Here is a 19,874-nt window from a genome sequence, read left to right as displayed (position 1 = left end):
TAGTGCGATGAATCCTCGGCTCAGCCGACGACGGTCCAGGTGTCGTTCCCCGCGAGCAGCGCGCCCAGGTCGCCCTTGCCCTTGCGCTCGACGGCGGCGTCGAGCTGGGTCGTCATCTGGTCGTCGTAGACCGGGCGCCGGACGTCGCGCAGCACCCCGATGGGGGTGTGGTGCAGCGTGTCCGGGTGGGCCAGCCGGGACAGCGCGAAAGCGGTGGTGGGGGAGGCCGCGTGGGCGTCGTGGACCAGGACGCTCCCCTCGTTCTCCGGGGTCACCGCGACGACTTCCAGGTCACCGGTGGCCTGGTTCCGTACGACGCCCTTGGCGCCCTCGGGGCCGAAGCGGATCGGCTGGCCGTGCTCCAGCCGGATCACGGCTTCCTCGGCCCGCTCCTTGTCCTTGAGCGCGTCGAAGGCACCGTCGTTGAAGATGTTGCAGTTCTGGTAGATCTCCACCAGCGCGGTGCCCGGGTGGGCGGCGGCCTCGCGCAGCACCTGGGTGAGGTGCTTGCGGTCGGAGTCCACGGTGCGGGCGACGAAGCCCGCCTCGGCACCGATCGCCAGTGAGAGGGGGTTGAACGGGGCGTCCAGGGAACCCATCGGCGTGGACTTGGTGATCTTGCCGACCTCGGAGGTCGGGCTGTACTGGCCCTTGGTGAGGCCGTAGATGCGGTTGTTGAAGAGCAGGATCTTCAGGTTCACATTGCGGCGCAGCGCGTGGATGAGGTGGTTGCCGCCGATGGACAGCGCGTCGCCGTCACCGGTGACCACCCACACCGACAGGTCGCGCCGGGCGGCCGCGAGGCCGGTGGCGATCGCCGGGGCGCGGCCGTGGATCGAGTGCATCCCGTAGGTGTTCATGTAGTACGGGAAGCGGGAGGAGCAGCCGATGCCGGAGACGAAGACGATGTTCTCCTTCGCCAGCCCCAGCTCGGGCATGAAGCCCTGGACGGCGGCGAGGATCGCGTAGTCACCGCAGCCGGGGCACCAGCGCACCTCCTGGTCGGACTTGAAGTCCTTCATGGACTGCTTGCCCTCGGCCTTGGGCACCAGGGACAGCGCCTCGGCCAGCGCGGTGGGCGGCTGCGAGAGGATCTCAGTCATCGATGGCCTCCTTGAGGGCCGTCGCCAGCTGCTCGGCCTTGAACGGCAGTCCCCGCACCTGGGTGAAGGAGCGGGTGTCGACGAGGTACTTGGCGCGGATGAGGGTGGCGAGCTGGCCGAGGTTCATCTCGGGCACGACGACCTTGTCGTACCGGGCCAGCACCGCCCCCAGGTTGGCCGGGAAGGGGTTGAGGTGGCGCAGATGGGCCTGGGCGATCCGGTCGCCCGCCCGCCGTACGCGCCGCACGGCGGCGGTGATCGGCCCGTACGTCGAGCCCCAGCCCAGCACCAGGGTGCGGGCGTCGCCGGTGGGGTCGTCCACCGTCAGCTCCTCGACCTCGACGCCGTCGACCTTGGCCTGCCGGACGCGGACCATGTGGTCGTGGTTGGCCGGGTCGTAGGAGATGTTGCCGGAGCCGTCCTGCTTCTCGATGCCGCCGATGCGGTGTTCGAGCCCCGGGGTGCCGGGCACCGCCCACGGGCGCGCCAGGGTCAGCGGGTCGCGCTTGTACGGCCAGAAGACCTCGGTGCCGTCCTCGGTGGTGTGGTTGGGGCCGGTCGCGAACTGGACCCGCAGGTCGGGCAGGTCATCGACCTCCGGCACCCGCCACGGCTCCGACCCGTTGGCCAGGTAGCCGTCGGACAGCAGGAAGACCGGGGTGCGGTAGGTGAGCGCGATCCGCGCCGCTTCCAGCGTGGCGTCGAAGCAGTCGGCCGGGGTCTTCGGCGCCACGATCGGCACCGGCGCCTCGCCGTTGCGCCCGTACATCGCCTGCAGCAGATCCGCCTGCTCGGTCTTGGTCGGCAGCCCCGTGGACGGGCCGCCGCGCTGGATGTCGATCACCAGCAGCGGCAGCTCCAGGCTGACCGCGAGCCCGATGGTCTCCGACTTCAGCGCCACCCCGGGGCCGGACGTGGTGGTCACCGCGAGCGCCCCGCCGAACGCGGCGCCCAGGGCCGCGCCGATGCCCGCGATCTCGTCCTCGGCCTGGAAGGTGCGCACGCCGAAGTTCTTGTGCTTGCTCAGCTCGTGCAGGATGTCGGAGGCCGGGGTGATCGGGTACGAGCCCAGGAACAGCGGCAGGTCCGCCTGCTGGGACGCGGCGATCAGCCCGTACGACAGCGCCAGGTTGCCGGAGATGTTCCGGTACGTACCCGAAGGGAAGGCGGTGGCGGCGGGCGCCACCTCGTAGGAGACCGCGAAGTCCTCGGTGGTCTCGCCGAAGTTCCACCCGGCCCGGAAGGCCGCCACGTTCGCCTCGGCGATCTGCGGCTTCTTGGCGAACTTCTGGCGCAGGAACTTCTCGGTGTTCTCGGTGGGCCGGTGGTACATCCACGACAGCAGGCCGAGCGCGAACATGTTCTTGCTGCGCTCGGCCTCCTTCCGGGACAGCCCGAACTCCTTCAGGGCCTCGATGGTCAGCGTCGTCAGCGGCACCGGGTGGACCTGGTACGCGTCCAGCGAGCCGTCTTCGAGCGGGCTGCGCTCGTAGCCGACCTTCGCCATGGGCCGCTTGGTGAACTCGTCGGTGTTGACGATGATGTCGGCGCCGCGCGGGACGTCGCCCAGATTGGCCTTGAGCGCGGCCGGGTTCATCGCCACCAGGACGTCCGGCGCGTCGCCTGGGGTGAGGATGTCGTGATCGGCGAAGTGGAGCTGGAAGCTCGACACTCCGGGCAGGGTGCCGGCGGGGGCGCGGATCTCCGCCGGAAAGTTCGGCAGGGTCGACAGGTCGTTCCCGAACGACGCCGTCTCGGAGGTGAACCGGTCTCCGGTGAGCTGCATACCGTCACCCGAGTCACCCGCGAATCGGATGATGACGCGATCCAGACGGCGGACCTCCTTGCCGCCGTCCGGTGTTCCCCGTTCCCCGGCGAGCCCCCGCTCGCCCTGCTGATCGGCTGGTTCGGCCTGCTCGGCCGGGCTGCTGACCTGGCTGGTCACTGCTTCGGACCTCCCTCGAGGCGGCGCACCTGGACCGTTCGGTGCCGACCGGTTGTCCTATGGCCATCGTACGTCGGTAAGGTTCGCCTTCCCTGGGTGGATCACCCGGGAAATCCCACACCACGTGTCCGTTATGCCACGGTCTGGCGCGACTTTTCCGCCCTCCGTGGTGTGATGTCTGGTGATCCCCTCACTCGGCCTTTGGCCCCACTTTGGCCTCTGGTCAGGAGTTGAGGTAAGTGAGCACCGCGAGTACGCGACGGTGATCCCCGTCACTCGGTGACAGGCCGAGCTTCAGGAAGATGTTGCTGACGTGCTTCTCGACCGCGCCGTCGCTCACCACCATCTGCCGGGCGATCGCGCCGTTCGTCCTGCCCTCGGCCATCAGGACCAGGACCTCCCGCTCCCGGGGGGTGAGCCCGGCCAGCACGTCCTGCTTGCGGCTGCGGCCCAGCAGCTGGGCGACGACCTCCGGGTCCAGCGCCGTACCGCCGCGGGCCACCCGCACCACCGCGTCCACGAACTCGCGCACGTCGGCCACCCGGTCCTTGAGCAGATAGCCGATGCCGCGGCTGTTCCCGGCCAGCAGCTCGGTCGCGTACTGCTCCTCCACGTACTGCGAGAGCACCAGCACCCCGATCCCCGGGTGGTCATGGCGCAGCCGGATCGCGGCCCGCACCCCCTCGTCGGTGTGGGTGGGCGGCATCCGTACGTCGGCGACCACCACATCCGGCAGCGCGCCCTCGTCGGCCAGCTCGCGGATCGCCTTGATCAGCGTCTCCGCGTCCCCCACCCCCGCGACGACATCATGGCCGCGGTCGGTCAGCAGCCGGGTCAGGCCCTCCCGCAGCAGCACCGAATCCTCGGCGATGACCACCCGCACTCTGTTCTCCACCACGATGCCCCCGGCCCCCAGTCGTGTCCGCGTTGTCGGGGCCAGCATTCCAGGATTCGGACGGATCCGTCGCGTACACCGCGACCGGTTCGCGCTATCAGCGCCAGGGCAGCTCGACGGTCACCGTCGTCGGACCGCCGGGCGGGGAGTGGACGACCAGCGCCCCGTCGACCGCATCGACGCGCTCGGCCAGCCCCGCCAGCCCGCTGCCCCCGCCCGACGTGCCCGCCCCGCCGCGCCCGTCGTCGCCGACCCGCAGCATCACCCGGTTCTCGGCGCGCCACACGTCGACGTCGGCCGTCCGGGCGGCGCTGTGTTTGCTGATGTTCTGGAGGAGTTCGGAGACGGTGAAGTAGGCGATGCCTTCGATGGCGGGTGCGGGGCGCTCTGGTAGGTCGACGGTGACGGTGACGGGGACGGTGCAGCGGGCGGCGAGTGCGGAGAGGGCGGGGCCGAGTCCGCGGTCGGTGAGGATGGCGGGGTGGATGCCGCGGGCGAGGTCGCGGAGTTCTTGGAGGGCGAGTTTGATCTCGCCGTGGGCTTCGTCGACCATGCGGGCGGCTGCTTGGGGGTCTTCGTCGAGTTTCTCTTTGGCGAGGCCGAGGTCCATGGCGAGGGCGACGAGGCGGGCCTGTGCTCCGTCGTGGAGGTTGCGTTCGATGCGGCGGAGATCGGCGGCGGCGGTGTCGACGACCGTGCCCCGGTCCGACTCCAGCTCCCACACCCGGGTCGCCAGCCGGGACGGCCCCAGCAGCCCGAGGACCAGCAGCCGGTCGACGGCAGTCAGCGCCCGCATCGCCCACGGGGTCGCCAGCAGGACCAGCACCCCGAGGACACAGGACGCGGCGACCTCGAACGGGGTGTCGAGGTAGAAGTGGCGCCCGCTGCTGTCGTCCCCGAACAGCTCGATACCCGGCTGATCGACGTACGCGGGGAAGACCCACCGCCACAGCGGATACGTCGCGAAAACCCAGCCGTAGCAGGCGAACACCATCGCGACGGTGAACGCGAAGATCGCCCACGGCAGGTGCAGCAGCGCGTACAGGGCATGCCGCCACGAGGTGCCGTTCTTGAGCAGCGCGCCCACCCACGACACCAGCCCCCGCTTGCCGCCCGCCACGCGGACCGGCTCCGGCTCGGCGATCCTGAGCCCCAGCAGCGCGCGGGCCCGGGCCCGCTCCACGACCCCGATCCCCCGGCAGCCCGCCAGGGCGGCGCCGAGCACCGGGACGCCGAGGAAGGTGATCAGGAGCCCGGCGCCGAGGGAGAGCATGATGGCCGCGTACGAGAAGGTCAGGACCGCCATCGGCAGGCTGATCACCAGATAGAGGAACTCGCGCCAGACGCGGGCCTCGAACGGCGCGCGCAGTACCGGCGGCACCAGGCCGCGCCGGGGTTCGCTCCCCGGCTCGTACGGTCCGTATGCGGTGGCCATCTCGTCGTCCGTCCTCCCGAAGCCGGTGCGTGCCCGGCTTGGCCGCTGTCGTCGCCATCGCCATCGCCGTTGGCGTCGTTGTCGTCGGTCCAGAGTCCCCGGCACCGGCGGGCCGGGCCATGAAGCGGGTCGGCGTCTTCACCCGGGGGCTAGCCCCACCCCCGGCTCATGGGGTGGGGCGGGCCGCCGCCGTGCGGCGGGGGGCCCCGCCGGTGTGGCTCGTGCCGTCGCGGTCGCGCCACGGCAGCTCGGCGTCCACCGAGGTCGGGCCGCCGGGCGGGGACTCCACCAGGAACCGGCCGTCGACCGCCTCGATGCGCTCGGTCAGCCCCGCCAGCCCGCTGCCCCCGCCCGAGGTGCCCGCGCCTCCGCGACCGTCGTCCCGCACCTGGATCAGCAGCCGACTGCCCGACCGGGCCAGGGCCACCGACGCGGTGCGGGCGGCGCTGTGTTTGCTGATGTTCTGGAGGAGTTCGGAGACGGTGAAGTAGGCGATGCCTTCGATGGCGGGTGCGGGGCGCTCTGGTAGGTCGACGGTGACGGTGACGGGGACGGTGCAGCGGGCGGCGAGTGCGGAGAGGGCGGGGCCGAGTCCGCGGTCGGTGAGGATGGCGGGGTGGATGCCGCGGGCGAGGTCGCGGAGTTCTTGGAGGGCGAGTTTGATCTCGCCGTGGGCTTCGTCGACCATGCGGGCGGCTGCTTGGGGGTCTTCGTCGAGTTTTTCCTTGGCGAGGCCGAGGTCCATGGCGAGGGCGACGAGGCGGGCCTGTGCTCCGTCGTGGAGGTCGCGTTCGATGCGGCGGAGATCGGCGGCGGCGGTGTCGACGACCGTGCCCCGGTCCGACTCCAGCTCCGCGATACGCCGCTCCAGCTCATCCGACGGCGACAGCAGCCCGCGCACCATCACCCGGTCGACGTTGGTCAGCGCCCGGGCGATCCACGGCAGCACCGGCCAGGCGATGAACAGCGAGACCAGCGCCACGGTGAAGGTGAGGATGCCCCAGGGCAGCCGGATGGCGGTGTAGAGCGTGGACCGCCAGCCCACCGGGTCCCGCAGGCTCCGCCACAGCCAGCCGAAGAAGCCGTCGTCCCCCCGGCCCGGCATCCGGCTGGGCTCCTCCACCCGGACCGCCAGCAGCGCCCGGGCGCGGGACCGCTCGAACCGGGCGAACCCCCGGCTGCCCAGCAGACCCACGGCCAGCACGGGCAGACCGGCGATCGTGACCGCCATGCCCACGCCCACGGCCAGCCAGGTCAGCGCGTAGACGAAACCGAAGATGCCCATCGGCAGATTGGCCAGGAGATGCGTGATCTCCTTCCACGTCTGCGCGGGATAGGCGAAGGAGGGCGGGCGCGGCAGCCGCTCGCCGCCGCTCTCGCCAGGGGAACTGGAGGTCATGGCAGCCAAGACTGCCGCCCCCCGGCGGGCGGCGCCATGGGGCGCGTCGCCGGGCGTGAGTAGGGCTATCCCCACCCGCTGTGGGCTCTCTACACCATTCGCCCCCGCTCCGCATGCCGGACGGGCGGATCACCCCACCGCCGGTAGGGCCTAGACTCCCGTGCGTACGGATCGTCGAACACACGACGTCGACGAGCAGCAGGCGGGACAGGGAGCGAGGGGCGGACGTGCCGGAGGCGACGACCGTACGTGCGGCCAGTAGCGTCCCGCTCGCGGCCGACTACTTCCACGCCTATACGCTGGTAGGTCTGGTCGCGGCGGTCGGGGTGATCTTCGTCGCCGTGGCCTTCGGGGCAGGGCGGCTGCTGCGGCCGGTGGTGCCGACGCCGGAGAAGCTGCTGACGTACGAGTGCGGCGTGGACCCCGTGGGCGAGAGCTGGGCACACACCCAGGTCCGCTACTACGTCTACGCTTTCTTGTACGTGATTTTCGCGGTGGATTCGATCTTCCTGTTCCCGTGGGCGACGGTCTTCGCCGCGCCCGGTTTCGGCGCCGCGACCCTGGTGGAGATGTTCATCTTCCTCGGGTTCCTCGCCGTAGGTCTGCTGTACGCATGGAAGAAGGGCGTCCTGGAATGGACGTGACACCGACCCCCGCGCAGGCTCCCGTGGATCTCCCGGAGCCGCGCCGCCTCGGCCCGCTCGCCCGGCTGGCGCCTGAACCGATGAAGGTGGTCCTGAACTGGGGCCGCCGCTACAGCCTGTGGGTGTTCAACTTCGGGCTGGCCTGCTGCGCCATCGAGTTCATCGCCGCCTCGATGGCCCGCCACGACTTCATGCGGCTCGGCGTGATCCCGTTCGCGCCCGGGCCGCGCCAGGCCGACCTCATGGTCGTCTCCGGCACCGTGACGGACAAGATGGCACCCGCGGTCAAGCGGCTCTACGAGCAGATGCCGGAGCCGAAGTACGTGATCTCCTTCGGCGCCTGCTCGAACTGCGGCGGCCCGTACTGGGACTCGTACGCCGTGACCAAGGGCGTCGACCAGATCATCCCGGTCGACGTGTACGTTCCCGGCTGCCCGCCCCGGCCCGAGGCGCTGCTCCAGGGGATCCTCAAGCTCCAGGAGAAGATCGCCCGCGAGTCGCTGGGGGAGCGGTACGCGACGGAAGGCGCCCGCCGCCCGTCCCCGGCCGCGCTGCGCAGCGGCCTGGTGGCGCCCCCGGCCGCCGGGGAGGACGCGCGATGACCGAGCCGACGGAGCCCACGGAGCCGACCGAGCCGACGGAGCCGACGGAGCAGGAAGCGGCGGTGGGCTGGCTCCCGGCCCCCGCCCCCGAACTCTTCGGCGCGGGCGCCACGGCCGAGGAGGCGTACGGCCTGCTCACCGTCGACGTGCCCGCCGAGGCCTGGATCACGGCGCTGGAGACCGCCCGCGACACCCTCGGCTGCACCTACTTCGACTGGCTGAGTGCGGTGGACGAGCCCGGCCAGGGCTTCCGGGTGGCCGCGCACGTCGTCGCCCTCGCCCCGGGCGCCGCCATACGCCGCCTCCTGGTCCGTACCACCGTGCCGCACGACGCGGCCACGCTGCCCACCGCCGTGGGCGTCTACGCGGGCGCGGCCTGGCACGAGCGCGAGACCCACGAGATGTTCGGGATCGGCTTCAGCGGCCACCCCGACCTCGCGCCGCTGCTGCTGCCCGACAACTTCGAGGGCCACCCGCTGCGCAAGGACTTCGTGCTGGCGGCCCGGGTCGCCAAGGCCTGGCCGGGCGCGAAGGAGCCGGGCGAGTCCGATCACGGCGGCCCCAAGCGGCGCCAGATGCTCCCGCCGGGCGTGCCCGACCCCAACGAGTGGGGCCCCCTCAAGGGCCAGCTCCCCCCGGCCCCCGCCCGCCCGGCCCGCGGTGCCCGCGCGGCAGGCGACCGCCCGGCCCGCCGCCGCCCGGCAGCGGCGGACGCGGCCCCCGGTGACACCCCGGCCGAGCGCCCCGCCCGCCGTACCCGCAGCGCGGGCGAAGGCTCGGCGAGCCAGCAGGCCGACGCGGCTCCGACGCGGCGAGCGCGCAGCGCGTCGGCGGGCTCGGCGAGCCAGCGCGCGTCGGCCGCCGAGCCGACGGCGCCGGAGCGGACGGCCGCTGAGGCGGCGCCCGACGCATCGGCCCCGCCCCCGTCCGAGCGCCCGGCGCGCCGTGCGCGCAGCGCGGCTGAGGGTTCGGCGAGTCAGCAGTCCGGCGCGGGCGCGGGTTCGGCGGGCGAGCAGTCCGCGACGGCGGCCGAAGCGACCCCGACGACGGACGACACCCCGGCGGCAGAGCGCCCGGCGCGGAGCGCGTCGGAGGAGTCCGGGCCGACGACGCCCGACGCATCGGCCCCGACGTCGGCCGAGCAGCCGAGCCGCAGTGCGGACGGTGGCTCGGTGAGCCAGCAGGGCGACGCGGCGGAGGCCGCGACCGAGCGCCCCGCGCGCCGCGCTGGCGGTGCGGACGAGGGCTCGGCGGGCCGTCCTTCCCGCGACCCGGAGGCGCGTCCCGCACGGCGGTCCCGTTCGTCCGATGCCCCCTGGCACAACCCGCGCCCGGCCTGGGACGACGCCGAGCAGTCCGGTTCAACCCCGGAAGCGCCCGCGAAGGACGCGGCCGAGTCCGGCCGCGAGCCGGGAGCGGGCGACGGCCAATCCGGCGCCGCGAAACCCGACGCCCCGGAGCAACCGGACGACGCGCAACCCGGCAACGACAAACCCGGCAACGACAAACCCGGCACCGCCGGACCCGGCGCCGCGAAACCGGGCGGCGACGACGAGACGACGACCCACCCCGACGGCCCACCAGGAGGCACCGCGTGAACGACGTCCTCGACGTCGCGCTGCGACTGCTCGCCCTCCTCGTCGCGTTCCTGGTTCTCCCGCTGCTCGTCGGTCAGACCGAGCACAAGGTCATGGCCCATATGCAGGGCCGCCTCGGGCCGATGTACGCGGGTGGGTTCCACGGGTGGGCCCAGCTGGTCGCGGACGGCGTGAAGTTCGCGCAGAAGGAAGACGTGGTTCCGGCCGGGGCCGACCGGCGGATCTTCCAGCTCGCGCCCGCCGTCGCCCTGCTGCCGTATCTGCTGGTCCTGGTCGTGATCCCGATCAGCCCGAGCGGGGCGGTCGGGGAGACCATCGACGCGGGCATCTTCTTCGCGCTCGCCGTGATGGGCGTCGGCGTGCTCGGATCGCTGATGGCGGGCTGGGCCTCGGCCAATAAGTTCTCCCTGCTCGGCGGCCTCCGCACCGCCGCCCAGCTCATGGCGTACGAGCTGCCGATGCTGCTCGCCGCCGCGTCCGTGGCGATGGCCGCGGGCACGGTGTCGCTGCCCGGCATCCTCGACGCGTTCGAGTGGTGGTGGGTGCCGTGGCAGATCGTCGGCGGGCTGGTGTTCTTCACCGCCGGGCTGGCCGAGCTGCAACGCCCGCCGTTCGACGCCCCGGTGGCCGACTCCGAGATCATCTTCGGTGCGTACACCGAGTACACCGGGCTGCGCTTCGCGCTGTTCCTGCTCGCCGAGTACGCGGGCATCGTGATCCTGTGCGGGCTGACCACGGTCCTGTTCCTCGGCGGCTGGCACGGCCCGTTTTCCGGCGACGTGGGCTGGCTGTGGACGCTGCTCAAGACGGCCGTCCTCGCCTTCGTCGTGATCTGGCTGCGGGTGAGCTATCCGCGGCTGCGCGAGGACCAGCTGCAGAAGCTCGCCTGGACCTGCCTCATTCCGCTCTCCCTCGCCCAGATCGCCCTCACCGGCGTCGTCAAGGTGGTGATCTCCTGATGGGTATTCCCGGTTCCGGCCTGGCCAAGGGCCTGGCCGTCACCCTGCGCACGATGACCCGCAAGTCGCACACCGCGCAGTATCCGGAGGTCCAGCCCGAACTGCCGCCGCGCACCCGCGGGGTGATCGGGCTGTTCGAGGAGAACTGCACGGTCTGCATGCTGTGCGCGCGCGAGTGCCCGGACTGGTGCATCTACATCGACTCCCACAAGGAGACGGTGCCCCCGGCGGCGCCGGGCGGACGTGAGCGCAGCCGCAATGTGCTGGACCGGTTCGCCATCGACTTCGCCCTGTGCATGTACTGCGGCATCTGCATCGAGGTGTGTCCTTTCGACGCGCTGTTCTGGTCGCCGGAGTTCGAGTACGCGGAGGAGGACATCCGCGACCTCACCCATGAGCGGGACAAGCTCCGCGAGTGGATGTGGACGGTGCCCGCGCCGCCCGCGCTCGACCCGGCCGCCGAGGAGCCGAAGGAGATCGGCGCCGCCCGCAAGGCCGCCGAGAAGCAGGCCGCGGCCGAAGCGAAGGCAGCGGAAGAGGCGAAGGCAGCAGAGGAAGCAAGGGCCGCCGAGGCGAACGGTTCCGACGGGACGAACGGGGCCGCCTCGTGAGCACCGCGGTCCACCTGGCCGCCGCCGGCCACGGGTTCCTGTCGCCCACCGGCGTCGAGATCGCCTTCCTCCTCGTGGGCATCGCGACGCTCGCCGCGGCCGTCATCACCGTCACCACCAAGCAGCTGGTGCACGCCGCCCTGTGGCTGGTGGTGGCGCTCGGCGGCATCGCCGTCGAATACCTCCTGCTCACCGCGGAGTTCATCGCCTGGGTGCAGGTGCTGATCTACGTCGGCTCCGTCGTCGTCCTCCTCCTCTTCGGGCTGATGCTGACCAAGGCGCCCATCGGCCGCTCCCCGGACGCCGATTCGGGCAACCGCCCGGCCGCCCTCGCGGTGGCCATCGCCGCCGCGGCCGCGCTGGTGTGGGTGGTCGTGGACGCCTTCCGGGCCACCTGGATCGACCTGGACAAGGGCGTGCAGGGCTCCACCGCGGTCTCGGGCGAGAGCCTCTTCCGGTACTGGGTGCTGCCCTTCGAGGCGCTGTCCGTGCTGCTGCTCGCCGCGCTCGTCGGCGCGATCGTGCTGTCCCGCAAGAAGGTTGAGGAGGAGCGCTGATGCACCTCGCCTATCCCGCCGTGCTCGCCGTCCTCCTCTTCTGCACCGGCCTGTACGGCGTCCTGGCCCGCCGCAACGCGATCCTGGTGCTGATGTCGGTCGAGCTGATGCTCAACGCCGTCAACCTCAACCTCGTCGCCTTCGACGTCTGGCTCCGCGACACCCTGCACGCGGGCCAGGCGCTCACCCTGTTCACCATCGCCATCGCCGCCGCCGAGATCGGCATCGGGCTCGCCATCGTCCTGCTCGTGTACCGCAACCGGGGCACCTCCGACGTCGACCGGCTCCGGGACCTGGCCGACCCCCCGCCGGGCGGCCAGGACCCCCTGCACGACAGCGACCACAGCATGGCAGCCGCCACTGACAACGGCCCTGACACCGAGGGAACTCCCGCCCGGAGGCAGACCGCGTGACGACCACGACCGCCGCCGTTCTCGTCCCGCTCCTGCCCTTCCTCGGCGCCGTCGCGGGACTGCTGCTGGGCCGCCGCGCCCCCGGCTTCGTACGCCCCCTCGCCATCCTGCCCGTCCTCGCCGCGGCCGCGATCGCCGTGCTCGTCGCCGTACGCCAGGGCGGCGGCGAGGGCGCCGGGAAGGCGCCGCTGACCATCGCGACCCGGCTCGCCGACACCGGCTCGGTCCCGATCGACCTCGCGCTCCACATCGACGGGTTCGCCGCCCTGGTCGCGGTCCTCGTCGCCGTCGTCGCGAGCTGCGTGCAGATCTACTCGACCGGCTATCTGCGGGACGACCCCCGCTACCCCTCCTACGCCGCGCTCGTCTCCCTCTTCACCGCCGCGATGCTCCTCGTCGTCTACTCCGACGACCTGATCGTGCTGCTCGTCGGCTGGGAGATCATGGGCATCTGCTCGTACTTCCTGGTCGGCCACTACTGGGAGACCGCGGCTGCCCGGTCCGCCTCCCTCAAGGCGTTCCTCGTCACCAAGCTCGGCGACGTCCCGTTCCTGATCGGCATCTTCGCGCTCGCCGGGGACACCGGCACGTTCCGCATCAGCGAGATCTACTCCCGGCTCACCGCCACCACCTCCGGCGTCCCGCTGGACCACCCCACCCTGATCGCGCTGCTGCTGCTGGCCGGGGTCGCGGGCAAGTCGGCCCAGTTCCCGCTGCACACCTGGCTGCCGGACGCGATGGCCGGTCCCACCCCGGTGTCCGCGCTGATCCACGCCGCCACCATGGTCGCCGCCGGTGTCTACTTCATCGCCCGGCTGCTGCCCGTCTTCGCCTCCTCGGCCGCCGCGCTCGCCGTCCTCGCCGTCATGGCGGCCGTCACCATGGTCGGCTCGGCGCTCGCCGCGCTCGCCCAGGACGACATCAAACGCGTCCTCGCCTACTCGACCGTCGGCCAGCTCGGCTACATGACGGGCGCGCTGGCCGTCGACGACCGCGGCGCGGCCGTCTTCCACCTCATCGCCCACGGCGCGTTCAAGGCGCTCCTCTTCCTCGGCGCGGGCGTGATCATCCACGCGGCGGGGACGAACTCCCTCGCCGCCATGTCCCGGATGAGCGGCCTCGCGAAGCGCGTCCCCGACGCCTACTGGACGACCACGGTCGCGCTGCTCGCGCTCGCCGCCATCCCGCCGTTCGCGGGCTTCTTCTCCAAGGAAGCCGTCCTCGGCGCCGCCGAGCACGCCGCCACCGGCCACACCGCCGCCGTGCCGGTGGGCGTCGGCTGGACCGTGCTCGCGGCCGGAGTGCTCACCGCGCTGCTCACCGCCGCGTACGCCGGACGGATGTGGTTGCTGGCCTTCCGCGGCAAGGGCGAACAGGCTCCCGACCACGGCAGGCAGCCGGCCGCCCTGAACGTCGTCCTGTGGGTGCTCTTCATCCCCACCGTCGCCCTCGGCCTGTCCTACGGCACCCTCCCCGACTGGTTCGACGGTGAGACCCTCACCCCGACCCTCACCACCTCCGTCATCGGCACCGGCGCCGCCCTCATCGGCGTGCTCGTCATGTACGCCGCGTGGCGGCACACCTCGGCTCGGGCCGCCCGCGTACCGATCGGCGCGGTGGCCGCCCACCCGGACGCCGCCGACGCCGTCTCCGAGGTCGAGGCCATCGCCACCCACGAGGCCGCCTACGGTTCCATCGCCGGGGCCAAGGACCCCGCCGACCCCGGCCGCCTCCTCCTCGGCCCCCTCCACCGCCACGCGGCAGCGGGCTTCCACCTCGACGCCGTCTACAGCGCCCTGCTCGTCCGCCCCGTGCGCGCCGCCGCCGCCCTGGTCCGCTTCCTCGACCGCGAGGTCGTCGAGACGTACGTACGCGGCGCGGCCGGTGCCCCCCGCCTGCTCGGCGCGGCCGTCCGCCGCGCCCAGACCGGCAATGTGCAGACCTACCTCGGCGCGCTGCTCGCGGGCTCCCTCGTCCTGGCCGTGGCCGCCGTCCTCGTCGCAGCGGGAGCCTGACCCGTGAACCACACCGTCCTGCAATACCTCCTCGCGGCCGTCGTCGTGCTCCCCCTGCTGGGCTCCGTCGCCGCCCTGCTCCCGGCCCCGCCCGGGCTGAAGGGCCGCGACCCGGGCCAGGCCGTGCTGCGCCACGGCGTCACCGTCACCGGCGTCGTGCTCATCGCCGCGATCGCGCTCGCCGCGGGCTTCGACCACGGCCGCCCGGCCACGATGCAGGCCCAGACCGACATCAGCTGGATCCCGGCGCTGGACATCCGCGTCCACCTCGGCGTGGACGGCGTCTCGCTGCCCCTCCTGGTCCTGACCGCACTGCTGACGTTCCTCTGCGCGCTCTACTCGTACAAGAAAATGCCCCCCGGAGGCTCCGCCAAGGGCTTCGTCTCGCTGCTGCTCCTCCTGGAGTGCGGCACCCTCGCCAGCTTCGCGGTCCTCGACCTGATGCTGTTCTTCCTGGCGTTCGAGATGACGCTCATCCCGATGTACTTCCTCATCAACCAGTGGGGAGGCGCCGAACGGGAGCGCGCCGCCTGGCGGTTCATCCTCTACACGCTGCTCGGCTCCGTCGTCATGCTGCTCGGCCTCCTCCTCATCGGGGTCAAGGGCGGCACCTTCGACATGGTGGCACTCGCCACTGACAACGGCTCCGGGCTCAGCCACACCACCCAGCTCATCGCGGCCCTCGCCCTCATCGTCGGACTCGCCGTCAAGGCCCCGATGTGGCCGCTGCACAGCTGGCTGCCGGACGCCCACACCGCCGCGCCCACCGTCGGCTCGGTCCTCCTCGCGGGCGTCCTCCTCAAGATGGGTACGTACGGACTGGTCCGCATCGTGCTGCCGATCGTCCCCGAGGGCGCCCACACGTACGCGCCCTATCTGGCCGCGTTCGCCGTCGTCGGCATCATCTACGGATCCCTCGCCTGCCTCGCCCTGGCGCGCAGCGGCGCGGGCGGTGACCTCAAGCGGCTCATCGCCTACTCCTCCGTCGGCCACATGGGCTTCGTGCTGCTCGGCATCGCCACCCTCACCCCCACCGGGGTGAACGGCGCGCTGTTCGCCAACATCGCCCACGGCCTCATCACCGGCCTGCTCTTCTTCCTGGTCGGTGCCCTCAAGGACCGCTCCGGCACCACCGACCTGGACCAGCTCTCGGGCGTCACCGGCGCCGCCCTCTACGGCCGGGCGCCCCGGCTCGGCGGACTGCTCGCCTTCGGCGCCGTCGCCTCCCTGGGGCTGCCCGGACTCGCCGGGTTCTGGGGCGAGATGCTCGCCATGTTCGGCGCCTTCGAACCCGCCGACGGGCTCAGCCGCCCCGCCTACCTCACCTATATGGCGCTCGCGGGCTTCGGCACCCTGCTGACCGCCGCCTACATGCTCATCGTCGTACGGCGCGTCTGCATGGGTGACCACCCCGTGGAACCCGGCGCCGAGCACGGCGCCGCCCGGCCCGCCCTGGCCGACGTCCAGGGCTACGAATTCGTCGCCTGGAGCCCCCTGGTGGCCCTCACCGTCCTCGCCGGACTGTGGCCCGCGGCCCTCCTCGGCCTCACCGACCCGGCCGTGCAGCAGCTCCTCGCGGGAGGCAACTGATGACACCGATCGCCTCTGATCTCGCCGCGGGGCTCGTCCAGTCCGTCGACTGGCTCGCCGTCGCGCCGCCCACCATCGCCGCCGTGGCGGGACTCGTCGTCCTCGTCGCCGACCTCTTCCTGCCCGAGCACCGCAAGCCGCTCCTGGGGTGGCTCGCGACGGCGGGCCTCGTCCTGGCCGGGCTCAGCCTGCTGCCCCTGCTGAGCCGGGACCGCTCCACCTTCTGCCTCACCTCCGGCGACGGGGCGTGCAGCTATACGGCCGACACGTTCACCCTCGTCATCCAGCTGCTGGTGCTCGGCGGGGCGCTGCTCACCGCGCTGCTGTCCATCAGCGGTGTCGCGGACCTCAAACTTCCCGCGGGCGAGTTCTGGTTCCTGCTGCTGTCGTCCGCCGCGGGCGCGGCCCTGCTGCCCGCCTCCCGGGACCTCGCGACCCTCGTCGTCGCCCTGGAGGTGGCCTCCCTGCCCGCCTTCGCGCTCGTCGGACTGCGCCGCGGCGACCGGCTCTCCTCCGAGGCCGCGCTGAAGTTCTTCCTCTCCTCGGTCACCGCGACGGCCGTCATGCTGCTCGGCGTCAGCTTCGTCTACGCCGCCACCGGCAGCCTGCACCTGTCCCGGATCGCCGACGGCCTCGCCCACGTCGACCCGCGGCTCGACACGCTCGCCCAGGCGGGCGTCGTCCTCACCCTGGTCGGCTTCGCCTTCAAGACCGCCGCCGTGCCCTTCCACTTCTGGGTCCCGGACACCTACGTCGGCGCGCCGATCCCGGTGGCCGCCTATCTCTCCGTGGTCGGCAAGGCGGTCGGCTTCTCCGGCCTCATCCTGGTGACCGTCCTCGCCTTCCCGGCGTACGACGACGTGTGGGGCCCGGCCATCGCCGTCCTCGCCGCCCTCACCATGACCGCGGGCAACGTCGCCGCGCTGCGCCAGCGCCCCGAGCGCGCGCACAGCGCCGTACGCGTGCTGGCCTGGTCCTCCGTCGGCCAGGCGGGCTACCTGCTGGTCCCGATCGCGGCCGCCGGATACGCGGGCTCCAACCGGGACGCGGCCCACGCCATCGGCTCGACCGTCGCGTACGCCCTCATGTACGCGGCCGTGAACCTCGGCGCCTTCGCGGTCGTCGCCCTCGTCGCCCGTACGCACCCGGGCGGCCGCATCACCGACTACCGCGGCCTGTACGCCGCCCGCCCGGCCGCCGCCCTCGCGCTCGGCTTCTTCCTGCTGTGCCTGGCCGGGCTGCCGCCGGGCGTCATCGGGCTCTTCGCCAAGGTGACCGTCTTCCAGACGGCCGTCGACGCGGGGCTCGGCTGGCTGGCCGTCGTGATGGCGCTCAACGTGGTCGTCGCCCTCTACTACTACCTCCAGTGGACGGCGGTCCTCTTCCGTGCACCGCAGGCCGCCGAGGGGGACACCGCGGGCGTGGCATCCGTCACGCCGGTGGCGGCCACCGCCCCGCTGACGGCCGCCATCGGGCTCGCCGCCGTCCTCGGCATCGCCCTCTCCGGCGCCCCGCAGCTCGTCCTGCGGTTCGCCTCCGGCGCGCTGCTGTAAGAACCCCCCAAGGTGCACATGCGTGCACAAGGGAACTAGTGCCCCTCACCTGGCGTTGACCAGTTCAGGGACGGTTTCCCTGCGGCATCATTGGGAGGGCGTACAGTGCACCGCCGGCACAACGGGCTGAAGACCGCCGTACTCCTCGGGGGACTTTCGGCGCTCATCATCGTCATCGGCAGCTTCTTCGGCCGGATGGGGCTGATCATCGCGGTCTTGGTCGCCCTGGGGACGAACGCGTACGCCTACTGGAACAGCGACAAGCTCGCCCTGCGAGCCATGCGGGCGCGCCCCGTCAGCGAGTTCGAGGCGCCGGGGCTCTACCGGATGGTGCGCGAGCTGTCGACCGCCGCCCGCCAGCCCATGCCGCGGCTGTACATCTCCCCGACCGAGGCCCCCAACGCCTTCGCGACCGGCCGCAACCCGCGCAGGGCGGCGGTCTGCTGCACCGACGGCATCCTGCGCCTGCTCGACGAGCGTGAGCTGCGCGGGGTCATCGGCCATGAGCTGAGCCACGTCTACAACCGCGACATCCTCATCTCGTCCATCGCGGGCGCGCTCGCCAGCGTGGTGGTGTTCCTGGTCAACTTCGCCTGGCTGATCCCCGTCGGCCGGTCCGACGACGACGAGGGTCCCGGCTTCCTCGGGATGCTGATGATCATGATCCTCGGCCCGCTCGCTGCCGCCATCATCCAGCTCGCCGTCAGCCGCTCCCGCGAATACCAGGCGGACGCGTCCGGCGCCCAGCTCACCGGCGACCCCCTGGCCCTCGCCAGCGCCCTGCGCAAGCTCGAAGCGGGCACGCAAGCGCTGCCGCTGCCCCCGGAACCCCGGCTGGAGACCGCCAGCCATATGATGATCGCCAACCCGTTCGGGGCGGGTGGCGGCATGTCCAAGCTCTTCTCCACGCACCCGCCCATGCGGGAGCGCATCGCACGACTCGAAAAGATGGCGGGGGAGCAACCGTGAAGACCATTCTGAACATCATCTGGCTCGTATTCAGCGGCTTCTGGATGGCGTGTGCCTATGTCCTGGCCGGTCTGCTGCTGTGCGTCACCATCATCGGCATCCCCTTCGGGATCGCCTCGTTCCGCATCGCCGGTTACGCCCTGTGGCCCTTCGGCCGCATGGCCGTCCCCCGCCGGGACGCGGGCGCCGCCTCCTGCGTGGGCAACGTCCTGTGGCTCGTCCTCGCGGGCTGGTGGCTCGCCCTCGGCCACATCGTCACCGGCGTCCTGCTGTGCGTGACGATCATCGGTATCCCGCTGGGCATCGCCAACTTCAAGCTGATCCCGATCTCGCTGACCCCCCTCGGCCACGACATCGTCCCCACGGACCAGCCCTTCGCCGGCCGCTGAGCCGGTTCCGGTCCGGATCTCGTTCAGGCCGCTGTCGCCGTCGCCGTCTGCCGCGCGAGGTCCGAGAGCCACGGGGGCGTGCCGGGCCCGTGGGTCAGCTCGCGCAGTGTGCCGCGCAGCCGGTGGCGACTGCGTGCCGAGGTGACCGTCTCCAGCAGGGTGTTGACCGAGAGCAACACCGGCTCGCACTCACGCCACGCGTGGGCAGCCGTGTACGCCGAGAGCAGCGCGATGCTGTAGAAGAGCGTCCCCCGGCCGTTCGGATAGGCCTCCCGGGCCAGATCGAGCGCGCGCTGCAACCTGGGTACCGCGGCCTTGGCGTCGCCGAGTGCGAGCAGGACCTCGCCCTGGTGGCCGGTGATCTCGCCCTCGTTCACCCACCAGGCCCAGGCCGGATCCCGGGGGCTTATCGACTCGTCCAGCCGCGCCTTGGCGCCCGCCAGCTCGTCCAGCGCCCGCCGGTGGTCCCCCAGGTGGGCGAGCGCTCTGCCGCGGCGTACGCGCGCCATCAGCGCCACGCGTGGCGGGATACGCGGCCTCGTCAGCAGCTCATCCGCGATGCTCAACGCCTCCCCGGGCCGCCCGTGGTGGACGTCCTGCATCGCGAGCATGTCCAGGGCGAACCACTCCATGGGCCGCTCCCCGGACAGCCGGGCCAGCACATGGGACTCCAGGAACGCCGTCCGGGAGGCGTCCCATTGCCCGGCGTCGAACAGCAGCCAGCCCGCGATCTCGGCGAGTTCGGCGACAGCCGACTGATATCCGCGCCGCGCGCGGTCGGGAACCCCTCCGCGTTCCAGCTTCCGCTGCTCCGCCCGCCAGACCTGCACGGCCGCGGGCGCCACCGCCGTACCGCCGTACCGGCTGTCGTGCTCCAGCAGATGGGCGACGGACGCCCGCATGTGCGCGATGTCTCCGTCGACGCCGATGGCCCGCCCGGCACCCGGCGCCGACGGGCGCTGAGCGGGCGCCGCGAGCGCGACCAGCGCTCCGTCCGCCCCCAGGAGGCCGTCCAGCGCTGCCGCCAGCGCCTCCGAGGGCCGCTGCCTGCCGTTGATCACCCGCGAGAGATAGGCGGGGTCGTAGGTGAGCGCACGGGCCGTGGCACGCATGGACATGCCCCGCTCGGTGAGCAGAGTACGTACGCGCGATCCGAAATCGTCCATGACGGAACCCCCTGCGTGGACCGTTGACTCC

The 19,874-nt window shown here is 72.1% G+C and carries 18 protein-coding genes; 12 read left to right on the top strand and 6 right to left on the bottom strand.

Going from position 1 to position 19,874, the window contains the following annotated elements; genetic code table 11:
• Window positions 1–20: 20 nt before the first annotated feature.
• From ACZ6CL_RS23125 to ACZ6CL_RS23105, 5 genes are all read right to left on the bottom strand, one after another.
• A complete protein-coding gene (locus ACZ6CL_RS23125) occupies window positions 21–1,103 on the bottom strand; it encodes a 2-oxoacid:ferredoxin oxidoreductase subunit beta (protein WP_468938180.1) in 1,083 nt (360 codons plus the stop codon).
• The gene (locus ACZ6CL_RS23120; protein WP_468938178.1) at window positions 1,096–3,048 is read right to left on the bottom strand and encodes a 2-oxoacid:acceptor oxidoreductase subunit alpha; all 1,953 of its coding nucleotides are present in this window, start codon (window positions 3,046–3,048) and stop codon (window positions 1,096–1,098) included. Before ACZ6CL_RS23120 ends, ACZ6CL_RS23125 begins: the two co-directional genes overlap by 8 nt.
• Before the next feature lie 223 nt (window positions 3,049–3,271).
• Window positions 3,272–3,931, bottom strand: coding sequence for a response regulator transcription factor (locus ACZ6CL_RS23115; protein WP_468938399.1), 660 nt, complete (start codon window positions 3,929–3,931; stop codon window positions 3,272–3,274).
• Window positions 3,932–4,040: 109 nt separating this feature from the next.
• Entirely contained in the window at window positions 4,041–5,378 is a 1,338-nt protein-coding gene (locus ACZ6CL_RS23110; protein ID WP_468938176.1) for a sensor histidine kinase, read from the bottom strand.
• Window positions 5,379–5,544: 166 nt separating this feature from the next.
• A complete protein-coding gene (locus tag ACZ6CL_RS23105) occupies window positions 5,545–6,777 on the bottom strand; it encodes a sensor histidine kinase (protein ID WP_468938173.1) in 1,233 nt (410 codons plus the stop codon).
• A 227-nt stretch (window positions 6,778–7,004) separates the two neighbouring features.
• Between ACZ6CL_RS23105 and ACZ6CL_RS23100 the strand changes: the two genes are divergently transcribed.
• The 12 genes from ACZ6CL_RS23100 to ACZ6CL_RS23045 all read left to right on the top strand — a co-directional run bounded on the left by ACZ6CL_RS23100 (window position 7,005) and on the right by ACZ6CL_RS23045 (window position 18,677).
• A complete protein-coding gene (locus tag ACZ6CL_RS23100; RefSeq protein ID WP_385440661.1) occupies window positions 7,005–7,421 on the top strand; it encodes an NADH-quinone oxidoreductase subunit A in 417 nt (138 codons plus the stop codon).
• Window positions 7,412–8,023 (top strand): NADH-quinone oxidoreductase subunit B, encoded by a 612-nt coding sequence (locus tag ACZ6CL_RS23095; RefSeq protein WP_468938171.1) that lies wholly within the window; start codon window positions 7,412–7,414, stop codon window positions 8,021–8,023. Before ACZ6CL_RS23100 ends, ACZ6CL_RS23095 begins: the two co-directional genes overlap by 10 nt.
• Window positions 8,020–9,621 (top strand): NADH-quinone oxidoreductase subunit C, encoded by a 1,602-nt coding sequence (locus ACZ6CL_RS23090; protein WP_468938169.1) that lies wholly within the window; start codon window positions 8,020–8,022, stop codon window positions 9,619–9,621. The genes ACZ6CL_RS23095 and ACZ6CL_RS23090 overlap by 4 nt, the downstream gene beginning before the upstream one ends.
• Window positions 9,618–10,580, top strand: coding sequence for a complex I subunit 1/NuoH family protein (locus ACZ6CL_RS23085; RefSeq protein ID WP_468938166.1), 963 nt, complete (start codon window positions 9,618–9,620; stop codon window positions 10,578–10,580). The genes ACZ6CL_RS23090 and ACZ6CL_RS23085 overlap by 4 nt, the downstream gene beginning before the upstream one ends.
• Window positions 10,580–11,191: a NuoI/complex I 23 kDa subunit family protein gene (locus ACZ6CL_RS23080; RefSeq protein ID WP_468938164.1), complete on the top strand. Its 612-nt coding sequence runs from the start codon at window positions 10,580–10,582 to the stop codon at window positions 11,189–11,191. Before ACZ6CL_RS23085 ends, ACZ6CL_RS23080 begins: the two co-directional genes overlap by 1 nt.
• A complete protein-coding gene (locus ACZ6CL_RS23075) occupies window positions 11,188–11,748 on the top strand; it encodes an NADH-quinone oxidoreductase subunit J family protein (protein ID WP_468938160.1) in 561 nt (186 codons plus the stop codon). Before ACZ6CL_RS23080 ends, ACZ6CL_RS23075 begins: the two co-directional genes overlap by 4 nt.
• A complete protein-coding gene (gene nuoK / locus ACZ6CL_RS23070) occupies window positions 11,748–12,161 on the top strand; it encodes an NADH-quinone oxidoreductase subunit NuoK (RefSeq protein ID WP_468938158.1) in 414 nt (137 codons plus the stop codon). Before ACZ6CL_RS23075 ends, nuoK begins: the two co-directional genes overlap by 1 nt.
• On the top strand, window positions 12,158–14,176 hold the full coding sequence (locus ACZ6CL_RS23065) for an NADH-quinone oxidoreductase subunit 5 family protein (RefSeq protein WP_468938156.1): 2,019 nt from the start codon (window positions 12,158–12,160) through the stop codon (window positions 14,174–14,176). Before nuoK ends, ACZ6CL_RS23065 begins: the two co-directional genes overlap by 4 nt.
• Before the next feature lie 3 nt (window positions 14,177–14,179).
• Window positions 14,180–15,766, top strand: a complete 1,587-nt coding sequence (locus tag ACZ6CL_RS23060; RefSeq protein WP_468938153.1) for a complex I subunit 4 family protein — start codon at window positions 14,180–14,182, stop codon at window positions 15,764–15,766.
• A complete protein-coding gene (locus tag ACZ6CL_RS23055; protein ID WP_468938150.1) occupies window positions 15,766–17,319 on the top strand; it encodes an NADH-quinone oxidoreductase subunit N in 1,554 nt (517 codons plus the stop codon). Before ACZ6CL_RS23060 ends, ACZ6CL_RS23055 begins: the two co-directional genes overlap by 1 nt.
• A gap of 105 nt (window positions 17,320–17,424) precedes the next feature.
• Window positions 17,425–18,288 (top strand): zinc metalloprotease HtpX, encoded by an 864-nt coding sequence (gene htpX / locus ACZ6CL_RS23050; RefSeq protein ID WP_468938147.1) that lies wholly within the window; start codon window positions 17,425–17,427, stop codon window positions 18,286–18,288.
• Window positions 18,285–18,677 carry a YccF domain-containing protein gene (locus tag ACZ6CL_RS23045; RefSeq protein WP_468938145.1) on the top strand — a complete coding sequence of 131 codons (393 nt, stop codon included), beginning with the start codon at window positions 18,285–18,287 and terminating at the stop codon, window positions 18,675–18,677. The genes htpX and ACZ6CL_RS23045 overlap by 4 nt, the downstream gene beginning before the upstream one ends.
• Before the next feature lie 23 nt (window positions 18,678–18,700).
• Here the strand turns inward: ACZ6CL_RS23045 and ACZ6CL_RS23040 are convergent, their stop codons facing one another.
• Complete coding sequence (locus tag ACZ6CL_RS23040) at window positions 18,701–19,843, bottom strand: helix-turn-helix domain-containing protein (RefSeq protein ID WP_468938142.1); 1,143 nt, start codon at window positions 19,841–19,843, stop codon at window positions 18,701–18,703.
• Window positions 19,844–19,874 lie beyond the last annotated feature (31 nt).

It is taken from the genome of Streptomyces sp. NPDC041200 (assembly GCF_055591805.1).
This window is presented reverse-complemented; position numbering and strand designations above follow the sequence as displayed.

Excerpts from the sequence above, each read along its gene's own strand:
- ACZ6CL_RS23125 (WP_468938180.1), bottom strand. The coding sequence starts at position 1,103 with ATGACTGAGATCCTCTCGCAGCCGCCCACCGCGCTGGCCGAGGCGCTG.
- ACZ6CL_RS23110 (WP_468938176.1), bottom strand. The coding sequence starts at position 5,378 with ATGGCCACCGCATACGGACCGTACGAGCCGGGGAGCGAACCCCGGCGC.
- ACZ6CL_RS23105 (WP_468938173.1), bottom strand. The coding sequence starts at position 6,777 with ATGACCTCCAGTTCCCCTGGCGAGAGCGGCGGCGAGCGGCTGCCGCGC.
- ACZ6CL_RS23095 (WP_468938171.1), top strand. The coding sequence starts at position 7,412 with ATGGACGTGACACCGACCCCCGCGCAGGCTCCCGTGGATCTCCCGGAG.
- ACZ6CL_RS23090 (WP_468938169.1), top strand. The coding sequence starts at position 8,020 with ATGACCGAGCCGACGGAGCCCACGGAGCCGACCGAGCCGACGGAGCCG.
- ACZ6CL_RS23080 (WP_468938164.1), top strand. The coding sequence starts at position 10,580 with ATGGGTATTCCCGGTTCCGGCCTGGCCAAGGGCCTGGCCGTCACCCTG.
- nuoK (WP_468938158.1), top strand. The coding sequence starts at position 11,748 with ATGCACCTCGCCTATCCCGCCGTGCTCGCCGTCCTCCTCTTCTGCACC.
- ACZ6CL_RS23055 (WP_468938150.1), top strand. The coding sequence starts at position 15,766 with ATGACACCGATCGCCTCTGATCTCGCCGCGGGGCTCGTCCAGTCCGTC.
- ACZ6CL_RS23040 (WP_468938142.1), bottom strand. The coding sequence starts at position 19,843 with ATGGACGATTTCGGATCGCGCGTACGTACTCTGCTCACCGAGCGGGGC.